This is a genomic window from Vibrio sp. JZG120 (assembly GCF_053890955.1).
Map to the genome: position 1 here is coordinate 485,718 of NZ_JBSRRK010000004.1, position 21,384 is coordinate 507,101.

Consider the following 21,384-nt stretch of genomic DNA (forward strand, 5'->3'; position numbering starts at 1 on the left):
AGAAGAATAGTATGAATTTTCATCAAAACAACTATTTAGATCTCACCGCCCTTAGTAATTGACATCATTCTCAATAAAGAGACATCCACTCACGTTTGAGACGACTCATTCAAAACTATTATTTGAGTGGGGCAAAAAATAGTGATTAACCATGAAACTGCGTAACGGTAGTAACAAACAAGCTGTGGATTTCAGCGATACAACACTATACCCATTAATCGGCAATAGTGCATGTATCCAAGAACTTCGCACGGCAATCCAAAAGTACGCTCAATGTGATGCTGAAGTACTCATTCAGGGTGAAACAGGGGTGGGCAAAGGTCTCTGTGCTCGTCTTATTCATCAGTTGTCGAACAGACACTCGGCACCTTTTGTTGAAGTTAACTGCGGCGCAATTCCAAGTGGTCTTATTGCGTCCGAACTTTTCGGTCACGAAAAAGGAGCATTTACAGGAGCGATTTCAGATCGTATCGGTTTTATTCAAAAAGCGCATAAAGGTACCCTATTCCTAGATGAGATTGGTGATATGCCGCCGGATCTACAAATCCACCTTCTGCACTTTTTAGAGAGTAAGCAAATCCATAAAGTCGGCGCTGATAAATTCATTGACGTGGACTGTAGAGTCATTGCTGCGAGCCACGTGGATTTGAAAAATGAGGTTGTACAAGGTGGATTCCGTGAAGATTTATTCTATCGGCTTAATATCTTGCCATTAACTATTCCTCCACTGAGAAAGCGTGGGAAAGATATCCTTATGTTATCAGAACACTTCTTAACAGATTTGTCTCATGGTCAGGTACAAAAAATGTCGGATAAAGTGAAAGCCAAGCTCCTCAAGCATCGTTGGCCAGGTAACGTACGAGAACTGCGAAATGTAATTCAACGAGCGATTGTCATGTGTGAAGATCACACGCTTCTCGTCGCTGACTTGGGCCTTGATAATAATGAAAGGCAATTACTCCCTTCAGTGGACCAAATTGATCTCGACTACCTACTGCAAGCTATCGAAGAAAATAAGCACAATATGAGTGCGGCTGCACGTCATCTTGGTATTTCAAGAACAACGCTTTATCGTCTAATAAAGAAATACAACTTAAATGTTTAGTTGCTGTACAGGTGTAACGTGACACTGTGTAACAGACAACTCATCATATATCATTTACTTAGCCCCTCATCATAAACCTCTTGATATTACCGCCTTTAAAATCAACAACTTAAACTAGGCATAGTCTTTGCTTAGAGCTAAGAAGAAGTCGGTTGATAGATTTTCTATCACAGCACAGAAAGGAGTGCTCAGAACACAAATAGCTCGCTTTTAACACGAAACGATTATCCCCAAAAACGCGATTGCCCCCCTCACCTAAATCGCGTTAAAAAAAAGCTCCGCTAAATTTAGCGGAGCTTCCTCTTTATTAAAAATACTGAGCTGTACTAGACATTTTGGCACGATGCCATTTTAGACTTCGACAACCAAGAAAGTGCTCCACATACAATAATAAATGTGATTGATGCAGCGATGAATGAGAATGCAATTGACGCAGTCATCCCCAAAGTAATGAAGCCAACACAGGAAACTAGCGCCACGGACAATGCATAAGGCAACTGGGTCGATACGTGATCAATATGATTACAACGTGCACCAGTCGACGACAGAATAGTGGTATCGGAGATAGGTGAACAATGGTCACCAAAAACGGCACCGGCTAAAACTGCACTTAGCATTGGGAGCATTAGCGCAAGATCGGTTGCACCAGCCATATCACCCGCGATTGGAAGCATAATGCCGAACGTACCCCAAGAAGTACCTGTTGAAAATGCCATTAGACCAGACAACAAGAATAGGATAACCGGTAGCCAATGTGGATTGATATTGCCCTGAGCCATTGTAGAAAGGTAAGAACCCGTCTTCATATCACCGATAACCGAACCGATAGTCCAGGCAAATACTAGGATTAGAATCGCGCCAAACATAGACTTAGCACCAATCCATAGTGTGCGTGCAATTTCACCTATTGGAAGACCTTGCTTCACAACAGTAAATAATGCGACAGCTAAGCCAAGCAAGCTACCGTAGATTAGTGATGTGCCTACATCTGTATTTTCAAACGCACCTAGAAGCGCAAACTCTTTGCCGTCAGCAGCCAATGCTTGGCCACCCGTGTAAAGCATAGAAGCGATAGTCGCAATAATCAGCGTCACGATAGGAAGTACCAGGTCTGACACTTTACCCTTTTCGCTTTCACGGATATCTAGCTCTTCGTTTAGATCATGCGCTTCTTGCGAGTCGTTTTCTTTGTCTTTATCAAAGCCGCGGCCTTGAGATGCAGAGATTTCATGCTCACGCATCTTACCGATATCGAGGCCAAACCACGCCACAGCAAACACCATAAGCAGTGCAAAAACTGCGTAAAAGTTCATTGGAATAAGACGAACGTACGCGCCAAGAGCCGAATACTCAGTGATCCCATGTGAGACTAAGATACCGCCGATAATCGTAATAATGTAAGCACCCCAGCTAGAAGCAGGCATGATCACACACATTGGTGCAGCAGTTGAGTCTAGAATGTACGCAAGCTTCGCGCGAGACACATAAAAACGATCGGTTACTGGACGAGAAATGGCACCAACAGCAAGACTGTTAAAGTAATCGTCGACAAAAATGAATACGCCTAAAAAGGCAGCAAGAAGTTTGGAGCCGCGTTTACTCTTTACTCGAGATTGTGCCCATTCGGCAAATGCACGAGTACCACCAGATAGCGTTAATAACGCAGTTGTCATACCTAATAAGATTAGGAAACCAACAATGCTCATGTTCCAAGTGTTAATTCCGCCATCTTCAATAAAGACAGAAGAAACTTGAGAACTCACGTAACTAACGGTATCACCGATAGACCAGCTATTAAGTAGAACCGCACCCAGCACGATACCTACACCTAAGGAAACTAATACACGTCGAGTCAGAATCGCCAAAGTCAAAGCGACAATAGGTGGCAATAATGAAACAGGAGAACTAGAAAAATCTATTAAATTCATGATCTTCAAAAACCAAAGTTTGGCTAGAGATCTACTGCAGACAAGTCACGTAGCATACGATACGTGCTCATGTTGAACTTAGCGACAGGGAAGCGAACACTCCACCCAACCCTACAGTAGCGCTCCATAGTTTAATGTGAATATATACTATGGCAGTGTTGTTCCTTTCAGATACAACCCCAGCAAGTAACTTTGATGAGTTACTTACTTCGGCAATCTTCGCCTTCCACTATTATTCATTGGCATCACCCCAATAATAGCTACTCTTCGAGACCGCGCCTCTACGGCAACAACAAACAATTAACCACTAACTGTACAAATTAACAACAAATTGTCTGCAATATTGCATCAGGTAGAAGCCATTGTACTTATGATGAGAGTCAATGCAACACATCAAACTAAATTAAACAAATAAATAATGACTGAGATAATTTATAAACCTTGTCTACTTCAAGTTAGTTTTGTGCAACTGAAATCACATCAATTTTGTTATTTATGAAACATTATTACTACCTTAAAAATATCATGGTTTATCTTGTATCAATAAATTAAGGATATATGACACTCCATCAAAGATGGACGCTTCATATTTTTAAGTAATAACTCAACTTTTTTTATAAAAACCAAGCTGGCTCTATCTCTATACAATAACAAGTGTTGATTTCAATTCTCATCTAATAAGATTTATTTCGAGTGTAATAATATTTATTGCTTTAAAAAAATAGCTAAATTTAAACAAAATCTTGATTTAGTATTTGCACATAAGGAAAAGATAAAGTTAAATATAAGGACTCTTTGTTTATTTATAGATTGGCATTATTTAATCGTAACGATAAAAAGTGCCCAACACATTAACCTTTTAATAGGAATCGTTATGTCAGAGCTGACTAAAACCCTTCTAAATATCCGTAGCCTTCGTGCATTTTCTCGTGAGCTGACTCTAGAACAATTGGAAGAAGCTCTAGATAAACTAACTACTGTCGTAGAAGAGCGTCGTGAAGCAGAAGAAGCAGAACGTGCAGCACAAGCTGAGCAAGAAGCTAAGCTAGCAGAGATCGCAGAGAAAATTGCTCAAGACGGTATTGACGTAGAAGCGCTTATTACTGCGCTATCTGGCGAAACTAAGACGAAAGGCAAAGCGAAGCGTGCACCTCGTCCAGCTAAATACAAATACACAGACTCAAACGGTAATGAGAAGACTTGGACAGGCCAAGGTCGTACACCTTCTGCAATTCAAGAGCAACTTGATGCAGGTAAATCTCTGGATGATTTCCTGATCTAAATCCGCGCTATTTTTAAAAGGCTCCCAATGGGAGCCTTTTTTATTTGGTTCATTACAAATAAAAAAGGCGCATTTTTTAATGCGCCTTTTACTTTAGTTATAGAATGGTTAATTAAACTACTGTGTATTAACGTTCCCAGTATGCTTCTTCTAGGCTATCTTCTCGCTCAGGAAGCCCACGTGACAAACGTGGAGAATGTTGCACGAGAACTTCGTAGCTCGCACGGTTTGCGTATTTACATACTTGAGAAAAAGAAGAGTAAGTTAAATATTCGTTACTGTGCTTGCTTGAATTAGGCACATTTTCTTTATGGTATTTGTTTGCCGCCATATCATGAAGAACAGCAGATAACGCAGCATCACCTGCACCATTGGTATTCTTGATTTTTTCTGGACCACCCATATATGGCGAGATATGTGAGTACACTTTTATTGGTGTTTCACATGTATCTTTTTTCGCCGGACGACTAAATTCATAGCGATTAAATTCAGCGATTGACCCCGGAAGTAATGGTAAAGAAGTTTCGCGCTTCGCGCTGTCTTCCGTATAACCCGCCATAAATAGGCCTACAGGCCCCGCGGTGCACAATACTAGATCTGCCCACTCCAGTGTTTTATCAGATGCAGCAAGTGGGTCTGACTCACCCGTCAGAGCTTCTGCTTCATCTTCATTCATCGCAACGACTGAAACGTTATCTCGAATGAATTCTTGCCAATATTTCGGGTCATCTTGAATAACGAACTTCGTCCCAAGAGTCAGAACAACAGGTACATCATTCTTTTTCGCGTACTCAATCGCTTTCATTGTTGCTTCAGGCATTGGGTCGCCTTCTTTACAACGTACTAAATATGACGTTAGTACAAGCGCCGATGCATTTTTAAAGATTTTTTCTGGAATGCTATCAGGATGCAGTTGGTTCATTTGCCCTTCACTGATCGCAAAAGTACGTTCACCATCTTCTGTAATAAGAGCGAAACAACGACCGATAGCGCCATCAACACCTTGTAGATAGTTCAAGTCCATGCGGCTTGATGTATTACAAAGGTAACGGTAGCCATAACTACCAATTTTGATATCCTGACTCATCACTCCAAGCAGCGTAGAGCGATCATCTGCTAGCACAGAGTAGTTGTGTAGCGTGTTACCAATTGTGCCACCCGCATACTCATTGGTAATTAAGTTCTCTTCTTTAAGTTGCTGGTACAACTCTTCTGCTCTTTCGTCATCAATAACCAAAGAGTGACCTTTACTCAGACCGTACTTTTCAATCACATCCGTTGTAACTTTAGCTTCAATATCAACCAAAGTTTGGTCAATACCAATGATGTGAGTGCGCGTCATCTTCTTGCTTTCTTGTGCTTGGCTCACCAGCGGGTCACGAGCATGAACAGGAAAATAGTGCTTCGATTTGCGTTGTCCAGGAAATTTCATATTGTCAGTCTGAGTAAGGGGATGAAAAGGAGAACGGATTCTATACCGCTAATAATAAAGCGGCAATAAAAGCAATTATAGCAAACGTTTGCTAGCCACTTTTTTATTCTAGACTCCTTATTCACCTTCCATAAAACTTAGATCTGGCAGTTGCTCAAGGTGCTCGCAGTAACGCTTTAGGTTGAACTCACCTTCATTTTTCATCACATCGAAAATTTCAATCGACATGGCACATGCCATCATTGCAACCGCTTCTTCTCTAGGTGTCCCTGTCATCATTAAGCGCATTAGCGTCTCTTTAACTTTTAATGGATTGCCGTCCTCAAGTTGGTTTTCAACAATTTCAATCAACTCGGCTTCTTGCATAAACTGGTTTTCTTCGGTCATTTGGACTTTCCTCTTGGATTTTTGCCAACTATGCCATATATACCTCTTCTATACTTGCGAAATTGCCCGTTCGAATTTCTGTTGAAGAAAAATGCAGCGAAACGAATTGTGATTTCGATCTCGGATCTGTCACCGGTCTGTGGATTCTGATAGAATCTGCATCCCGTTTATTTAAGTGGTGTTTAGTAATGTCTGATAACAGCCAAAAGAAAGTCATCGTCGGTATGTCCGGCGGCGTTGATTCATCTGTTTCTGCGTATCTTCTCAAGCAACAAGGCTACCAAGTAGAAGGCCTGTTCATGAAGAACTGGGAAGAAGATGACAACGAAGAATATTGTACAGCAGCAGAAGATCTTGCTGATGCTCAGGCAGTATGTGACAAGCTAGGCATTCATCTACACACCATCAACTTTGCTGCCGAATACTGGGATAACGTATTTGAATACTTCCTTGCTGAATACAAAGCGGGTCGTACACCGAACCCTGACATTCTTTGTAACAAAGAAATCAAGTTCAAAGCATTCCTAGAATTCGCTGATGAAGTGCTTGATGCTGACTACATTGCAATGGGTCACTACGTACGTCGCTCTTTCCCAGATAACGGTGAGAAACCAGCGATGTTGCGTGGCCTAGATGGCAACAAAGACCAGAGCTACTTTCTATATACACTAAGCCACGAACAAATTGGCCGTAGCCTCTTCCCTGTTGGTGATTTAGAGAAACCTGAAGTACGCCGTATTGCGGAAGAGCAAGGTTTAGTAACAGCGAAGAAGAAAGACTCGACAGGTATTTGTTTCATCGGTGAGCGTAAATTTACCGACTTTCTAGGTCGTTACCTTCCTGCTCAGCCTGGTAATATCGAAACGCCAGAAGGCGAAGTGATCGGTCAACACCAAGGTTTGATGTACCACACACTAGGTCAGCGTAAAGGTCTACACATCGGTGGCCGTAAAGGCGGCGGTGGTAACGAAGAGCCGTGGTTTGTCGGTGAAAAAGACCTAGAGCGTAACGTGCTAATCGCAGTCCAAGGTAAAGACCACCCGATGCTAAAATCAGAAGGTCTACTTGCGTCACAACTTCACTGGGTAGATCGTGAGCCAATTCGCGATGTTATGAAGTGCACAGTGAAAACTCGTTACCGTCAGGAAGATATTCCTTGTACAATCATCCCGATCGATGATGAAAACATTAAAGTGATCTTTGATGAACCACAAATTGCAGTGACGCCTGGTCAATCAGCAGTGTTTTATAAAGATGACGTATGTCTAGGTGGCGGCATCATCGAGCAACGCATTAAATATTCTCAAGCTTAGGAGTCGTTACGTGGCGAATACACTTTATGACCGTACTATCGCTTTCGCTGGTATTTGCCAAGCTGTCGCTTTGGTTCAACAAGTTGCGAGAAACGGGCATTGTGATCAAGATGCTTTTGAAACATCAATCAACGCTATTTTGAACACAAACCCTGCTAACACCGTTGGCGTATTCGGTCGCGAAGCCGATCTAAAGCTCGGTCTGGAGTGTCTGGTTAAAGGGATTGATAGCACCCCATCAGGCAGTGAGATCACTCGTTACATCATTAGCTTAATGGCGCTAGAACGTAAGTTAAGCGCTCGCAACGATGCCATGTCCCAGCTTGGTGACCGTATCCAGATGGCCAAGCGCCAGTCAGAGCATTTTGAACTGCTAGATGATCAAATGATCAGCAATTTAGCAAGCATCTACTTGGATGTTGTTAGCCCTATAGGACCACGCATTCAAGTAACAGGCACGCCTTCTGTACTGCAACAAACGGCCAGCCAACACAAAGTCCGTGCTTTACTGCTATCTGGCATTCGTAGTGCTGTTCTGTGGCGCCAAGTAGGCGGTAAACGTCGTCATCTAATTTTTGGCCGAAAGAAAATGGTCGAACAGGCTCAAATCCTGTTAGCCAGAATGTAGAATACTCTGCTAGCTCGCGTTTATCGCGAGCTACTTTTTTTCGAATAAAACAAATCCCGCGCAAACGTTTGCGCAATATTCGTGACAATTGCCACAGTTATTGGTATAACGCTCACGAAATTTAGAAACCCAATTCAGGAGAACATCATGGAACTGTCAGCATTGACTGCTGTTTCACCAGTAGACGGCCGTTACGGAAGTAAGACGATTGCGTTACGCGAAATTTTCAGCGAGTACGGTCTACTAAAATACCGTACTATCGTAGAAATTCGTTGGCTACAGAAGCTAGCTGCTACTGCTGAAATTGCAGAAGTGCCAGCATTCAGCGCAGAAGCTAACCAATTCCTAGACGACCTTGCTGCTAACTTCTCTGAAGAAGATGCACGCCGTATTAAAGAAATCGAGCGTACAACTAACCACGACGTTAAAGCGGTTGAGTACTTCTTAAAAGAGAAAGTAGCAGACGTTCCTGAACTGCACGCTGTTAATGAGTTCTTCCACTTTGCATGTACTTCTGAAGACATCAATAACACCTCTCATGCGTTAATGCTAAAAGAAGCACGTGAGCAAGTGATTCTTCCAGAAATCCGTAACCTAATTGACGCTATCAAAGCACTCGCAGTTGAATACCGCGACATTCCTCTTCTATCTCGTACACACGGCCAGCCAGCTTCTCCATCTACAATGGGTAAAGAAATGGCAAACGTGGCGTACCGTATGGAGCGTCAATTCAAGCAAATCGAAAACGTTGAGATCCTAGCGAAAATCAACGGTGCAGTAGGTAACTACAACGCACACCTTTCTGCTTACCCAGAGCTAGATTGGCACAAGTTCTCTGAAGAATTCATTACAGAGTCTCTAGGCGTAACTTGGAACCCTTACACAACACAAATCGAGCCGCATGATTACATCGCTGAGCTGTTCGACGCTATCGCTCGTTTCAACACTATCCTGATTGACTTCGATCGTGACGTTTGGGGTTACATTGCATTAGGCCACTTCAAGCAAAAAACCATTGCTGGTGAGATCGGTTCTTCAACAATGCCGCACAAAGTTAACCCAATCGACTTTGAAAACTCTGAAGGTAACCTAGGTCTTGCGAACGCAGTATTCGGCCACCTAGCACAAAAACTGCCTATCTCTCGTTGGCAACGTGACCTAACTGACTCAACGGTTCTACGTAACCTTGGTGTTGGTGTTGGCTACGCAATCATCGCTTACACTTCTACGCTAAAAGGTATCAGCAAGCTAGAAGTAAACCGTGAAGCACTTCTTGCTGAACTGGATAAAAACTGGGAAGTACTCGCTGAGCCAGTACAAACAGTAATGCGTCGTTACGGCATCGAGAAGCCATACGAGAAGCTAAAAGAGCTAACTCGTGGTAAGCGTGTAGACGGCGAAGCAATGCGCAACTTCATCGACGGTCTTGAGCTCCCTGAGCACGAGAAAGCACGTCTGAAAGAGATGACGCCAGCGAACTACATTGGTCAAGCGGTTGAGCTGACAGATAAGCTGTAATCACACCTTGATTATCTGCAATTGAAAAGGTTGACGTGAAAGCGTCAACCTTTTTAGTTAGGAAGAAATAATTTCGGTTATTTGGTAGTAATGCAAGAGGATAAATCCCTCAACTATTATGGCTGTTTTTGGAAGAATAAGGTTATTGTCCCGACCTCTATACCAAACTTTTTAATTTTGGTGAGGTTGAAAACATGCTTCTCGTCCTGACGATAAAGCCAATCATCAAAAGCGACCGTTACTGTTGAGTCATCCATTTGCAACTCAAAGTCATACCGCCACTGCAACGCATTGCCTTGCTCAGCCCCTGTTGCTACACCAATAATATCCTCTGCTTTACCTTCATAGCGTCCATCTTCTAATTTGGTAATAACCCAAATTCGCTGGTCAACCTCTCCATCATCAAACACAAAGTCTTCCACCAGCGTCAACGTGTTACCTTCCACAGTACCCACGATGTCGACTTCAAAACGACGAGTTTGTTGTTCAGTGTAATCTTGGACCATCCCCCACGCCTTTGTTTCGCCTTCAAAATAGCCGAATAAATCAAAAGTCGGTGTAGAAGATTGATAATTATCGATATCTGCTGAGCATGCTGAAAGTAAGGCCGCAGCAGCCAAGGCGACTGATTTTAAAATTCGTTTAAGCACTATCTAACCTGCCCTATTAATTGTTTTCGAAGTTTTGGGAACTCTGTATTAGGTGACAACCATATAGACAAAAACGCATCGTTCATTCGCTCATCTTGAACGAAGCCGACTGTCTTGATTTGTGCAATGCCAGCTTGTCGGTAAAGAAGCTGACCAGTTTTACCATCGGTTAAGTAAGTAAGCTCATCCCCTTTTTTTATATCAGGGAACATACGGTTTAGCTCACTGATCCAACGTTTTCGATATGGTTCAGTAAAACCAAGTTTTGCCCATTGCTCATCAGTTACATCAAGCAACTGCTGCTTGCTGATGTCTCTTTGATAGTTAATTTCCAATGCCAGAGGGTGCGGTGATACATCGCCATTTACAATAAACTTTCCATCAGGTGCTCTTAGTCGAGACTGATATATATCGAAGATGAACCATGTGAGTTGTGCCTCACCGACGGTTTTCCACCCCTTCCAACTCGACATCTTATCTGCGTTTTCACTGTTTCCAACTGGCTGAGCTTGTAGAGCAAAGGAGCCCATAACTACTAGAGAAGCAACTACCTTAATCAGCCTCTGGGTTAAATCTCTCTTCAAGCTTTTCATATCCGTATACCTTGAGTATCAAAAGTGTCATGGCAAACCATTCAGCAAATAGAATGACCAACGTGACGCTGGTATTAAATCCATATTCAACGACTTGGAGCTTGTAACCGGCATAGTAACTGACGGTTCCTCCAACGCCACCTACAATTGATACGTAGATTTTTGGGAAACGGTACAAAACAGGCTTGAGCTGATAGGCATACCAAGAGAACAAAACCCAAAGGCACAATAACCAACTGGGTAACCATTGTGTTGGAAACACAAAAACAGAAAACTGTTGATTGAGCGTATCGAGCACTACACCCGCCAAAACGATACTCGCGATGTGCTTCAAGGCAGAAACGTCCATCATCCAACAATAGACAAGAGTAAGAAATGTTAAGATCAGTGTTAGCCACTGCCATTGATAGGTCCCAAGCACTGCAGAGAACCAACAGAGCTGGAACCATGTAGAGGCAATCAGCAACTTCATAACGGTTTAAGGTCGCTGGAATGTCATGTGAACGGCACTGATACTTCGAGCTAAAAAGCCACCTTCACAATAACTCAGGTAGTAGCGCCACATGCGGACAAAGCGGTCGTCATAACCGAGAGAGCGTACGTGATCTTCAGCTTGATTAAATCTAGAGTGCCACTCGCTCAAGGTTCTCGCATAGTCCAAGCCAATATCAAATAAGTCTCTCACCACCAAGTCACTGTATTTGGTCGCAGCTTGAGTTAAAGATGTAACCGAAGGTAAAAAACCACCTGGAAAGATATATTTCTGGATAAAGTCAACGTTGTTACTGTAGTAATCATAACGCTGGTCAGCGATAGTGATGGCTTGAATTGCCATTAAACCACCCGGCTTGAGTAATGATTGGCATTGCTTGATGTAGGAAGGCAAAAATTGTTTTCCAACCGCTTCGATCATTTCTATCGAGACTAACTTATCGTAGTGACCCGAAAGGTCTCGATAGTCTTGTTTTAATAGAGTGATCTTGTCACCCAAATTTCGCTCTCTAATTTTTTGTTCAGCGTAAGCATGCTGCTCTTCAGAAATCGTCGTTGTCGTTACATGACAACCATATTGCTCTGCCATGTAAATGGCCATAGCACCCCACCCTGTACCGATCTCAATCACTCGATCGGACGGTTGAAGCTCAAGTTGCTGGCACAAACGATCCATTTTGTTGATTTGCGCTTGTTCCAAAGTGTCGTTGTGTTGCGCATATAAGGCCGATGAGTACAGCATGTTGTCGTCTAAAAATGACTCGTACAAATTGTTGCCCAAGTCGTAATGCGCATGAATGTTTTTACGAGAGTTCTCTTGAGAATTGCGGTTGGTCCAATGACTGAACTTGTACAGTATTTTAGTCAGCCAACTTCCTTTCTCTTCAAGTTTATCTAGCGCGCGCATATTAAGAGCCATAAGTTTCATTAACGAGGTTAGATCTGGGCTGTCCCACCAACCATCCATATAAGCCTCACCCGCTGCAATGCTGCCACCTTGCAAGATTCGCGAGTAAAAGCCAGGATGCTTTACCTCAATCGTCGCCACAACAGGCTGACCGCTGTATTCACCGTTGGGCGCATTAAAGCGCTCGCTTCTTTCTGTCGTTTCCGTCTTAAAGCTTTCAATAACAGTTAAGCAGCCGATTTCCATTTTTTGCAGACATTGAAAAATAACTCCGCGAGCCGCCTTTTGTGTTGTCGTCAATTTGCGCGGCAATGTCATAGAACTGGTATTTAACATGCAGAATTCTCCTTGTGCTTTTTATTTTTTTTGTCTGTTTTTTTAGTGTCGGCTTCTATTTCGTCGTGTGTTGAATATTTAGGATGAGAATAAAAAGGCGCGCCTTTCACCCAAAGTTTTAATGCGTGCCAATAAATACCAACCATTACTTTTACCGTCTGTATTGGCGTAACGATCAAACACTTCAATAAGCTTTTGCTCGAAAACACTTGAGCTTTCATTGTCATCGTCGCATCAAAGTGCTTTTCGCTTTTGTGGCATTCAAGATGAATCCTTAACTTGTCCGTCAGTGGTTTAATCTTCCAGTGATACTGTTGGTCAATTGGATTAAACGGAGAAACATGAAAGGCTTTCTCTTGTTCCCATCCAAAGTTTTCATCGTTTTGCTCAGCAGCGACTGCGTAGTAATGACGCTCGTTCCAAGGTGTATTGCTGACTTCAGATAAGAGGTATTTCCATTCCCCTTCTTTGTTATAAACGTAGTAGAAATTCACCGGACTAAAATAAAGTCCTAAATAGCGTAAATGACAAACAGCTATGACTTTGCCGGTACAACGAACACCTGTTAACTCTTCAATTTTGTCGTGTACGGCCACCTTTAAGCAGCCCTTACCAACATAGTCACTGCGTTTAAAGCGTGCCCAATGCCACCAACGAGAGCCAAAACCCCAAACTTTTTCCTCTAGTTTTTTTAGCTCATCGACGTCAATAGCTGGCATAAACAATGAGTAGTTTAATTCATGTTTTATCGGCGTGAACCTGCGATGTCGAACGTTGCCAACAAACAACTGGCTGTTCATTTGGCTATCCATATCACGCTGCACCTTTTTCTAAGTTGACAGCAGTTTGAACGCGATATTTCTCTTCAAGCCCTTTCACTACGTCCAACGCGCTGCGAACGCCATCCTCATGGAAACCGTTGTACCAATAAGCGCCGCAGAACCAAGTATTGTTCAGCCCTTGCACCTCTTCTTTACGTTGCTGTGCAGCGATAGAGTCGGTGGAAAACACTGGATGGTGATAGGTAAACGTCCGTAATACTTTGCTCGGTTCGATCTGCTCAGTGCTGTTTAGCGTGACACAGAATGTGTGCTCAGATTGAACATGTTGGAGAATATTCATGTTGTAAGTGAGCGAAGGGAGACGTTGCTGTTCGTCTTCACTGCCCTCCAGTAGGTAGTTCCACGAAGCCCACGCCGCTTTACGCTTTGGAAGTAAACTCGTATCAGTGTGAAGCACCACTTCATTCGCTTGATAAGCCATATTACCCAGCACCTCTCGCTCGACTGGGCTAATGTCACCTAACATGTTCATCGCTTGATCACTGTGACAAGCAAAGATGACATCATCAAACCAGTGCATTTCACCGTTAACTTTTAAACCCACACCATTCTCACTACGGAGCACTTTTTCTACCGGACTATTGAGTCGAATTTTATCGATAAAACCTTGAGTCAAAGGTGGAATGTACTCACGAGAGCCACCTTTAATTACATACCATTGCGGCCTGTTAGTGACATCAAGCAATCCGTGATTTAAGAAAAAGCGAAGGAAAAACATCAGCGGAAATGCGCGCATGTCCGCTAAAGTCGAAGACCAAATTGCAGCGCCCATCGGCAAAATGTAGTTATCTGAAAAGAAAGTACTGAAGTTGTGCTCATCAAGAAACTCACCTAGCGTCTGAGAATGACTCGATTGTTTGCTAGCGACGCTTTTGGCAAGTTTGTTGAAACGAAGGATCTCGAAGATAAAACGATAGAACTTGGGATTTACCCAATTGCGCTTTTGAGCAAATAATGTCGACACGGTATGACCGTTATATTCCAAGCCATTGCCGTCGTTTCTTACGCTGAAGCTCATCTGGGTTGGCAATCCTTCGACACCAATCTCGTTCATCATTTTGATGAAATTAGGATAAGTGCGATCGTTGTAAACGATAAAGCCCGTATCAATCGCATATTCTTTACCATCGAGTTTTACATCCACCGTCGCGGTGTGCCCGCCAATGTAATCGTTAGCTTCAAATACGGTGACATCGTGCTCTTTATGTAGATAGTAACCACACGTAAGGCCAGAAATTCCGGTCCCCACAATCGCTATCTTCTTTCTTCCTGCTGTTTTCATTTTTATTCCTTCTTATGACACGAGTTTAGCAGTTAGGCGAGCTTGCCAACTGTATGGAAGTAACGAGATAAAACGTAAAATACTGGTAAACCTCGCGGGGAAATAGATGTGAGTCTTGTTGGCAGCCAACTGTTTTCTGATAGAGTTCGAGGCTTGCCGCGTAGAAATAATCATCGGCATTTCGAAGTCATTTTTGTCAGTTAACGGGGTTTCCACAAAGCCTGGGAACACGGTCACCACTTGAATGCCCTTCTTCTTCAAATCAACAGCTAATGTGCGAGCAAAGTAGCTCACAGCGGCCTTAGAAGCGCCGTAGGCTTCAGCCCTTGGTAACGCGACTTCTGAAGCAATAGAACCCACGATAACGATGCGATGCCCTTTATCTAAGTGTGGTTGGCAACCTTCTACGCAGTTGGCAACACCAACGACGTTTACATTCATCACACGCGCCATGAGTTTCGCGTCAACCACACCGTTGTCCATATACTCACAATCCCCTGCATTAAAAACCCAGGTACTCGGCGTGAAAGGCAAACTGGACAGCGCCTGCTGAGTTTGTTCATGGTTTGTCACGTCAAACTGCAATGTATGGATATTAGAAGAAGCAGCCCCCAATTCAGCAAGAACGTCTTTGTTTCGCCCACAAGCAATAACGCTCCAATCAGAGTTCGCGTAATCTAAAGCCAGTTGCTTCCCTATTCCGGAGGTAGCGCCAGTGATTAAGATAGTATTGTTCATTGTCCTAACCTCTGCTTGATGGTTTTTACGACGGAGCCAAGTAAAGGTAAGTTTTCGTAAAGCATTTCTCCGAGATCAAAGTAATCTCGGTGATAAATAACTTGGCCTTCGCTGAATTTAAGATGCGACACACCATTAACGAGAATAGGTGCACCTTTTTGAAGTTTGGGATGCTGAAGATCCATGGTCCACGTTAGGAAGCCAGTATCTCCGACTTGTTGATGTTCGTGGATAACAAAGTCACAGCTTATGACGTTGGCATATAATGATGTGAAGTAATCTGAAAGTGCAGGCCACCCCTCTAAACGATGAGCAGCATCTTCAAAGACGACATCTTGGTGATATACGTCTTTAAGCAGATGTAAGTTCGCTTTATTCAGCTTTTGATAGATATTGCCAACAGACTGTATGTCCATGTGTTTACTCCTACATGCCCATCAAGTTGTACAAAATTATTATATGTACAAGATAGTTCATTCCTTAAAAGTTGTACAAAAATTATTTTGTATAACTTTGTTTCTGTAGGTAGATACGTGATGGATCTCGCAAGCGATCAATCGATCAAAAAAAGGCTTGGTCAAAACCAAGCCTTTTCAGGAAATTAACGATTACTTTCGTGTGCGCTGTCAGTTTTTACAACTAGTATTGCTGACTACGTAACGCTGCAATACGTTTATCTAGCGGAGGGTGACTCATCAGTAGTTCAGTCAATGACTGCTTGCCATTGATACCGAACGCCATCATTGTGCCATCAAGTTGAGATTCGTGACTCATCTTCAAACGTTCCAATGCCGCGATCATTTTCTCTTTACCAACTAAGTGAGCAGCACCTGCGTCGGCATGGAATTCGCGATGACGGCTGTACCACATGGTAATAAAGCTTGCTAAGAAGCCAAACACTAGCTCAAGCACCATAGATACACCGAAGTAAACCATCATGTTTGTACCTTGACCTTCTTCATCATCGTTCGATGCCACAATATTGGCGATAAAACGGGATAGGAAGATAACAAACGTGTTCACAACACCTTGCATCAATGTCATCGTGACCATGTCACCATTTGCAATATGGCTCACTTCGTGGGCCAGTACCGCTTCTGCTTCATCACGAGTCATATTGTGTAAAAGGCCAGTGGAAACCGCGACAAGAGAGTCATCTCGCTTTGCACCCGTCGCGAATGCATTGATATCTGGTGAGTCATAAATAGCCACCGTTGGCATACCAATACCCGCTTGCTGAGCTTGACGACCCACAGTTTCGACTAACCAATGCTCAGTTTCGTTACGCGGACTTTCAATGACCATACCGCCAACCGAGCGCAGTGCCATGCCCTTTGACATCATCAACGAAATCAGTGCACCACCAAAACCAAATATGGCGGCCATAACTAGCAAACCAGAAAGACTGCCAGGTTGCATTCCAGTGGTAGCGTAAACAATATTCAGAACAACACTAAGCACTAGCACGACAGCTAGGTTAGTTGCTAGGAATAACATAATTCGCTTCATTACTTTTCTCCGAGGAAGCTTATCGTTTTTTTTTAAAACGGATTGTTATAAGGAACAGGTGGTAATCGCTGTAAAAGCCAATTCCGCTAAGTTTCATGCTCCGTGCGTTATAGATATAGTCTATCCGCGATAAAAACAAGGTTAAGCAATAAATTGCAACATTTGTTTTCGAGACTGAAAGATTATGTTCAAGCGATTTCTAGGCACGTTCTGATAAAAGCTATTACCTCCATTCATATTCATTCCTTTCCGTAATGAAAAGTACTTTGAATCGCACCTCATCTATCAATGGATGACCTTGATGTTAAATCTATCACCTCTAGGCAACTTAGCTAGAAATATTTTACTAGACCAAAAACAGTATGTTGGCCCCGCTATAGACTTTGGTCTTATTGTGCGGTGACATGGACATGCTAGATTCAAACGAGATGAACAAAACAGAGCCACTCTAAGTACATTAAAAAGGTACATTAGGCGAGCTCAAAACTTCCATGTATTGAGGGAAAAACCATGGTAGAAACTAACGACTATCAAATGGCTATTGATTTACTACGTTGTCATCTAGGCATCTCAGAGGATGAGGCGAAGCAACAACTTGGTATTTCAACCGATCATCATATGTCTCAGCGTGTTGCAGAAACTCAGCAAGCATTGATGGGGCTTAGCCAAGATAAGTAATCTGATGTTATAGATTACACCTATAAAAAAGGGCTGCATTACGCAGCCCTTTGGTTTTTAGTATTTTAAACACAATCAGTCAGTATTTAGCAAAGGCTCGACATTAATGTACTTGCCTAGCTCTTTGCGCTTAGCACTTGGAATGTATGGGATTTCGCCAAGCTTAGGCGCACCGATACGCGCTTCAAGCATCTCGATAATATCAGCATAGTGCTCGGTGCCAGGGTTAACTCGGTTTGCCACCCAACCAACAAGATTCAAGCCATCCGCTTTAATACTCTCAGCCGTGAGTAAAGCATGGCTCAAACAGCCTAGTTTAATACCAACCACCAAGACCACGGGCAACTGCTCTGCTTGTACCCAAGTAGATAAACAGTCGGTAGCTGACACAGGCACACGCCAACCACCTGCGCCCTCAACGAGAACGACGTCAGCTTGCTGCTTGTGTTGAGCCAGCTTTTCACTGAGGAGTTCGTATTTTATTTCGACATGTTCATGTTTTGCCGCGATGTGAGGAGAAGCAGGCAGTTCTAAAGCGTATGGATTCACATCATCATAAGCGACATCGAGTGTCGCGGCTGCTTGTAAATGTAAGGCGTCAGAGTTACGCCATCCAGCTTCAGTCTTATCACTCCCTGCTGCCACTGGTTTATAACCAATAGTGTTTAGTCCTTTTGCTGCCAACGCTTGCAAAATGGCTTTAGACGCTACCGTTTTTCCTACATCAGTATCCGTACCAGCAATAAAAAAAGCATCAATCATAGATGTATTACTCCAAAACAAACCTGATAACTTGCAGGTAGAAGACCTTGATCATTTTTAAACGCTTGGTACTCATGCTCAACTTGCAACAAAGTCTCTCGACTGGTTAAACCATGTGAGCGCCCGCTTACGTGATTTGCACCTATACCTTTGAGGTCACGCATAACTGAAAATGCTGAGTCGTACCAAACTGTGATGGTGGTCAAGTCTAGTTGATGGTTGTCACATCGAGATTGCGCTAACGCAATTTTTACCTGATTGAGCGATAGAAAGTTATTGACGTGTTGATATGCATCAATTTTTTTCCATGATGCACGCAACTCGCACAGTGACCCTTCAGCTAGGGTAGAAAAAGCCGCCTTCCCATTAGCTTTTAGTACACGACGAACTTCTCTCAGGGGGTAACTTAAATCGGCACACCATTGCAAAGCCAAGCTAGAGAATACGTAGTCGAAGCTTGTATCGTCGAAAGGCAAGTTTTCTGCGTCGGCTAGCACATAATTCATTCGCTCATGGCCACAGCGCACCATAGCTTTGCTTAACATCTCTTGAGAGATGTCCACACAAAACACTTCAGCGCCACGCTCTTGAAGAAGTTGAGAAAAATAGCCCGTACCACATCCTAAATCCAAAACACGTTTATGAGTTAAGTCATTCGGAAGTTTGTCTAGTAAGCGATGGCCGACATCACGCTGGAAAGCGGCATGTTTGTCGTACGTGTTAGCTGCTTTACTAAAGGAAGCAGCGATCGCTTGTTTATTAGGCAGTAAGCAATCCAACTTCATTTGCTCTGCATTATCCATTACTGCGTTCCTAATGCTTGCTTCAATGCCATTGAAAGCGTTTTAACTTGTTCGTTAGTGTGATTAGCAGTGAGTGTGATTCGCAGACGAGACGTCCCTTTCGGAACTGTTGGAGGACGAATAGCAGTAACCCAAATACCGTTTTGGCGACAAGCACCTGCTACTCGCAAAGCCAAATCAGATTCACCAATCACAAACGGCTTAATCGAAGTTTGAGTCTCAACAAAGCCCTCAACGTCGCTGAGGCTATCTCGATACACTTCACTTAACTCTGTGAGCTTTTCACGTCGCCAAGACTGTTCTTGAACCATCGAGACAGCATGCGTGAGCGCATAGGCTTGTGCCGGAGGCATCGCCGTGGAATACACATGGTGACGAGCAAACTGAGTTAAAAAGTCCCCCGTTGCGTGGTCACATAAAATAGCCGCGCCAGACATACCAAACGCTTTGCCGAAAGTAACGATCAGTATCTCAGGCTTAACCGCCGCTAATTCACATGAGCCACCGCCAGATTCCCCTAGAACACCGATACCATGAGCGTCGTCTACAGCAAGCCATGCATCATGATTACCGGTGACGTCAGCGATATCAGCAAGTGGGGCACAATCCCCGTCCATGCTGAATACCCCTTCAGTCACAACTAGATGGTTGTCTTCGCTATTAATCAGCGACTTCAGGTGTTCGATGTCATTGTGCTTGAAGCGCTTCATCTTAGCTGGTGACAACGCCCCCGCTTCCATTAGTGAGGCATGGTTCAAACGGTCTTGGATCAATACGTCTGATTTTTCTAACAAGGTGAACAACAAGGCTTGATTAGCACTGAATCCAGAGCCAAACAGAATTGCTCTGTCGTAGCCCAGCCATTCGGTCAGTGCGGCTTCTAAATTGCTGTGCGCGGCACTAAAACCTGTGACCATTGGAGACGCGCCGCTACCGCTGCCGTATACACTCAAGCCTTGCTGCCAAGCACGAACGAGCGCTTGGTCATTGGCCAAGCCTAAATAATCATTACTTGAGAAGTTGATGTAGCGTCTGCCTTCGTATTCCAAAATCGATTGGTTGCCGGAAAACACCACATTCATCGAACGATTCAGCCCCTGCGCTTTACGATCGGCAAGGGCGGACTCGATACGAGATTTAAACGCTGGCATCGTAGAAAAGGTCGTCTTTTGTTGGACGAGCAGCCACGCGCTCTACAACGCGGTCCAGCAACTCGTTTTCTTCAATTTCATCAGGTTTTTGAGACACTTCTTGTCTGTTAATGCCAAGCTTATTAAACAGCATCATGTCCTTATCTTCAGAAGGATTTGGTGTCGTCAGAAGTTTGCAGCCATAGAAGACGGAGTTTGCACCCGCCATAAAACATAGCGCTTGCATTTGTTCGTTCATGTTTTCACGGCCAGCGGATAAACGAACGGCTGATTGAGGCATCATAATTCGTGCTATTGCAATCAGACGAATAAAGTCGAACGGCTCAACATCGTCCACTTCTTCCAATGGTGTACCCTTCACCTTAACCAGCATGTTGATTGGCACACTTTCAGGATGTACTGGCAAATTAGCCAGTTCAACCAACAAACCAGCTCGGTCATTGGCACTCTCACCCATGCCGATGATGCCACCGGAACAAATCTTCATACCAGCATCACGAACGTGAGAAAGCGTATCTAAACGGTCTTGGTAAGTACGTGTGGTAATGATGTTGCCGTAAAACTCAGGTGAGGTATCTAGGTTGTGGTTGTAGTAATCCAGACCAGCAGTTGCCAATTGCTTTGCTTGATCTGGCGTCAGCATGCCTAATGTCATACACGTTTCTAAACCCATGCCCTTCACGCCTTTGATCATGTCGGTCAAATGCGGCATGTCACGCTCTTTCGGGTTTTTCCATGCTGCACCCATACAGAATCGAGTAGAACCAGCATTTTTGGCTTTTTGCGCAGCATCGAGTACGCGTTCTACTTCCATCAAACGCTCTTTCTCGATGTCTGTGGTGTAACGAGCACTCTGAGGACAGTACTTACAATCTTCTGGACAAGCACCTGTCTTAATCGACAGAAGCGTGCTTACTTGAACATGGTTGGTTTGTTGATATTGACGATGTACAAGCTGCGCTTCGAATAAGAGATCCATGAATGGTTTTTCCATGAGATCGCGCACTTCAGCATGCGTCCAGTTATGACGAACTTCCACGTGTATTCC

The 21,384-nt window shown here is 43.6% G+C and carries 22 protein-coding genes and 1 riboswitch; of the genes, 6 read left to right on the top strand and 16 right to left on the bottom strand.

The window, feature by feature from the left end:
• Positions 1-151: 151 nt before the first annotated feature.
• The gene (locus tag ACWPOD_RS10610) at positions 152-1,105 is read left to right on the top strand and encodes a sigma-54 interaction domain-containing protein (RefSeq protein ID WP_005390867.1); all 954 of its coding nucleotides are present in this window, start codon (positions 152-154) and stop codon (positions 1,103-1,105) included.
• Between the two features lie 326 nt (positions 1,106-1,431).
• On the opposite strand, the gene tet(35) is transcribed toward ACWPOD_RS10610, so the two are convergent.
• Positions 1,432-3,033 (bottom strand): tetracycline efflux Na+/H+ antiporter family transporter Tet(35), encoded by a 1,602-nt coding sequence (gene tet(35), locus ACWPOD_RS10615; protein ID WP_152812416.1) that lies wholly within the window; start codon positions 3,031-3,033, stop codon positions 1,432-1,434.
• Positions 3,034-3,142: 109 nt separating this feature from the next.
• Positions 3,143-3,325, bottom strand: a riboswitch (Lysine riboswitch).
• 582 nt (positions 3,326-3,907) lie between these two features.
• Here tet(35) and ACWPOD_RS10620 point away from each other — a divergent pair.
• Complete coding sequence (locus ACWPOD_RS10620) at positions 3,908-4,315, top strand: H-NS family histone-like protein (RefSeq protein ID WP_005390863.1); 408 nt, start codon at positions 3,908-3,910, stop codon at positions 4,313-4,315.
• A 127-nt stretch (positions 4,316-4,442) separates the two neighbouring features.
• Here the strand turns inward: ACWPOD_RS10620 and ACWPOD_RS10625 are convergent, their stop codons facing one another.
• Both ACWPOD_RS10625 and ACWPOD_RS10630 read right to left on the bottom strand, forming a co-directional pair.
• On the bottom strand, positions 4,443-5,747 hold the full coding sequence (locus ACWPOD_RS10625; protein ID WP_005390861.1) for an inosine/guanosine kinase: 1,305 nt from the start codon (positions 5,745-5,747) through the stop codon (positions 4,443-4,445).
• A 117-nt stretch (positions 5,748-5,864) separates the two neighbouring features.
• Positions 5,865-6,134, bottom strand: a complete 270-nt coding sequence (locus ACWPOD_RS10630) for a hypothetical protein (RefSeq protein ID WP_005390859.1) — start codon at positions 6,132-6,134, stop codon at positions 5,865-5,867.
• Between the two features lie 188 nt (positions 6,135-6,322).
• Here ACWPOD_RS10630 and mnmA point away from each other — a divergent pair, with 188 nt between their 5' ends.
• The 3 genes from mnmA to purB all read left to right on the top strand — a co-directional run bounded on the left by mnmA (position 6,323) and on the right by purB (position 9,593).
• Positions 6,323-7,447 (top strand): tRNA 2-thiouridine(34) synthase MnmA, encoded by a 1,125-nt coding sequence (gene mnmA / locus ACWPOD_RS10635; RefSeq protein WP_005390857.1) that lies wholly within the window; start codon positions 6,323-6,325, stop codon positions 7,445-7,447.
• Positions 7,448-7,457: 10 nt separating this feature from the next.
• Complete coding sequence (gene hflD / locus ACWPOD_RS10640) at positions 7,458-8,075, top strand: high frequency lysogenization protein HflD (protein WP_046874772.1); 618 nt, start codon at positions 7,458-7,460, stop codon at positions 8,073-8,075.
• A gap of 147 nt (positions 8,076-8,222) precedes the next feature.
• A complete protein-coding gene (gene purB / locus ACWPOD_RS10645) occupies positions 8,223-9,593 on the top strand; it encodes an adenylosuccinate lyase (protein ID WP_005390853.1) in 1,371 nt (456 codons plus the stop codon).
• A 116-nt stretch (positions 9,594-9,709) separates the two neighbouring features.
• On the opposite strand, the gene ACWPOD_RS10650 is transcribed toward purB, so the two are convergent.
• The 9 genes from ACWPOD_RS10650 to htpX form a co-directional block, all read right to left on the bottom strand.
• Positions 9,710-10,243 (bottom strand): DUF3833 domain-containing protein, encoded by a 534-nt coding sequence (locus tag ACWPOD_RS10650; RefSeq protein ID WP_373275597.1) that lies wholly within the window; start codon positions 10,241-10,243, stop codon positions 9,710-9,712.
• Positions 10,243-10,836 (bottom strand): chalcone isomerase family protein, encoded by a 594-nt coding sequence (locus ACWPOD_RS10655; RefSeq protein WP_395205247.1) that lies wholly within the window; start codon positions 10,834-10,836, stop codon positions 10,243-10,245. Before ACWPOD_RS10655 ends, ACWPOD_RS10650 begins: the two co-directional genes overlap by 1 nt.
• Positions 10,796-11,308 (bottom strand): DUF2878 domain-containing protein, encoded by a 513-nt coding sequence (locus ACWPOD_RS10660; protein WP_343429347.1) that lies wholly within the window; start codon positions 11,306-11,308, stop codon positions 10,796-10,798. Before ACWPOD_RS10660 ends, ACWPOD_RS10655 begins: the two co-directional genes overlap by 41 nt.
• 6 nt (positions 11,309-11,314) lie before the next feature.
• Complete coding sequence (locus ACWPOD_RS10665) at positions 11,315-12,571, bottom strand: class I SAM-dependent methyltransferase (protein ID WP_456231882.1); 1,257 nt, start codon at positions 12,569-12,571, stop codon at positions 11,315-11,317.
• Entirely contained in the window at positions 12,565-13,383 is an 819-nt protein-coding gene (locus ACWPOD_RS10670) for a DUF1365 domain-containing protein (RefSeq protein ID WP_456231883.1), read from the bottom strand. Before ACWPOD_RS10670 ends, ACWPOD_RS10665 begins: the two co-directional genes overlap by 7 nt.
• Before the next feature lies 1 nt (position 13,384).
• Positions 13,385-14,695: an NAD(P)/FAD-dependent oxidoreductase gene (locus tag ACWPOD_RS10675; protein ID WP_203346475.1), complete on the bottom strand. Its 1,311-nt coding sequence runs from the start codon at positions 14,693-14,695 to the stop codon at positions 13,385-13,387.
• A 12-nt stretch (positions 14,696-14,707) separates the two neighbouring features.
• Positions 14,708-15,433 carry an SDR family oxidoreductase gene (locus tag ACWPOD_RS10680; RefSeq protein ID WP_006743053.1) on the bottom strand — a complete coding sequence of 242 codons (726 nt, stop codon included), beginning with the start codon at positions 15,431-15,433 and terminating at the stop codon, positions 14,708-14,710.
• Positions 15,430-15,849: a nuclear transport factor 2 family protein gene (locus tag ACWPOD_RS10685; RefSeq protein WP_005390833.1), complete on the bottom strand. Its 420-nt coding sequence runs from the start codon at positions 15,847-15,849 to the stop codon at positions 15,430-15,432. The genes ACWPOD_RS10680 and ACWPOD_RS10685 overlap by 4 nt, the downstream gene beginning before the upstream one ends.
• 223 nt (positions 15,850-16,072) lie before the next feature.
• Complete coding sequence (htpX, locus tag ACWPOD_RS10690) at positions 16,073-16,942, bottom strand: protease HtpX (protein WP_005390832.1); 870 nt, start codon at positions 16,940-16,942, stop codon at positions 16,073-16,075.
• Between the two features lie 510 nt (positions 16,943-17,452).
• Between htpX and ACWPOD_RS10695 the strand changes: the two genes are divergently transcribed.
• The gene (locus ACWPOD_RS10695; protein WP_005378215.1) at positions 17,453-17,620 is read left to right on the top strand and encodes a hypothetical protein; all 168 of its coding nucleotides are present in this window, start codon (positions 17,453-17,455) and stop codon (positions 17,618-17,620) included.
• A 75-nt stretch (positions 17,621-17,695) separates the two neighbouring features.
• On the opposite strand, the gene bioD is transcribed toward ACWPOD_RS10695, so the two are convergent.
• From bioD to bioB, 4 genes are read right to left on the bottom strand one after another with little or no spacing between them, the layout of a single operon-like run.
• Positions 17,696-18,382, bottom strand: a complete 687-nt coding sequence (gene bioD / locus ACWPOD_RS10700; RefSeq protein ID WP_456231884.1) for a dethiobiotin synthase — start codon at positions 18,380-18,382, stop codon at positions 17,696-17,698.
• Complete coding sequence (bioC, locus tag ACWPOD_RS10705) at positions 18,379-19,185, bottom strand: malonyl-ACP O-methyltransferase BioC (RefSeq protein ID WP_046874764.1); 807 nt, start codon at positions 19,183-19,185, stop codon at positions 18,379-18,381. The genes bioD and bioC overlap by 4 nt, the downstream gene beginning before the upstream one ends.
• Entirely contained in the window at positions 19,185-20,336 is a 1,152-nt protein-coding gene (gene bioF, locus ACWPOD_RS10710) for an 8-amino-7-oxononanoate synthase (RefSeq protein WP_456231885.1), read from the bottom strand. The genes bioC and bioF overlap by 1 nt, the downstream gene beginning before the upstream one ends.
• Entirely contained in the window at positions 20,323-21,375 is a 1,053-nt protein-coding gene (gene bioB, locus ACWPOD_RS10715; protein WP_047008583.1) for a biotin synthase BioB, read from the bottom strand. Before bioB ends, bioF begins: the two co-directional genes overlap by 14 nt.
• Positions 21,376-21,384 lie beyond the last annotated feature (9 nt).

Bases quoted from the DNA above. Each gene is read 5' to 3' on its own strand.
- ACWPOD_RS10630 (WP_005390859.1), bottom strand. From the start codon at position 6,134: ATGACCGAAGAAAACCAGTTTATGCAAGAAGCCGAGTTGATTGAAATT.
- htpX (WP_005390832.1), bottom strand. From the start codon at position 16,942: ATGAAGCGAATTATGTTATTCCTAGCAACTAACCTAGCTGTCGTGCTA.
- ACWPOD_RS10695 (WP_005378215.1), top strand. From the start codon at position 17,453: ATGGTAGAAACTAACGACTATCAAATGGCTATTGATTTACTACGTTGT.
- ACWPOD_RS10625 (WP_005390861.1), bottom strand. From the start codon at position 5,747: ATGAAATTTCCTGGACAACGCAAATCGAAGCACTATTTTCCTGTTCAT.
- ACWPOD_RS10660 (WP_343429347.1), bottom strand. From the start codon at position 11,308: ATGAAGTTGCTGATTGCCTCTACATGGTTCCAGCTCTGTTGGTTCTCT.
- purB (WP_005390853.1), top strand. From the start codon at position 8,223: ATGGAACTGTCAGCATTGACTGCTGTTTCACCAGTAGACGGCCGTTAC.
- ACWPOD_RS10620 (WP_005390863.1), top strand. From the start codon at position 3,908: ATGTCAGAGCTGACTAAAACCCTTCTAAATATCCGTAGCCTTCGTGCA.
- ACWPOD_RS10610 (WP_005390867.1), top strand. From the start codon at position 152: ATGAAACTGCGTAACGGTAGTAACAAACAAGCTGTGGATTTCAGCGAT.
- ACWPOD_RS10685 (WP_005390833.1), bottom strand. From the start codon at position 15,849: ATGGACATACAGTCTGTTGGCAATATCTATCAAAAGCTGAATAAAGCG.
- bioF (WP_456231885.1), bottom strand. From the start codon at position 20,336: ATGCCAGCGTTTAAATCTCGTATCGAGTCCGCCCTTGCCGATCGTAAA.
- ACWPOD_RS10665 (WP_456231882.1), bottom strand. From the start codon at position 12,571: ATGTTAAATACCAGTTCTATGACATTGCCGCGCAAATTGACGACAACA.
- ACWPOD_RS10675 (WP_203346475.1), bottom strand. From the start codon at position 14,695: ATGAAAACAGCAGGAAGAAAGAAGATAGCGATTGTGGGGACCGGAATT.
- bioC (WP_046874764.1), bottom strand. From the start codon at position 19,185: ATGGATAATGCAGAGCAAATGAAGTTGGATTGCTTACTGCCTAATAAA.
- ACWPOD_RS10680 (WP_006743053.1), bottom strand. From the start codon at position 15,433: ATGAACAATACTATCTTAATCACTGGCGCTACCTCCGGAATAGGGAAG.
- bioD (WP_456231884.1), bottom strand. From the start codon at position 18,382: ATGATTGATGCTTTTTTTATTGCTGGTACGGATACTGATGTAGGAAAA.
- mnmA (WP_005390857.1), top strand. From the start codon at position 6,323: ATGTCTGATAACAGCCAAAAGAAAGTCATCGTCGGTATGTCCGGCGGC.
- ACWPOD_RS10670 (WP_456231883.1), bottom strand. From the start codon at position 13,383: ATGGATAGCCAAATGAACAGCCAGTTGTTTGTTGGCAACGTTCGACAT.
- ACWPOD_RS10655 (WP_395205247.1), bottom strand. From the start codon at position 10,836: ATGAAAAGCTTGAAGAGAGATTTAACCCAGAGGCTGATTAAGGTAGTT.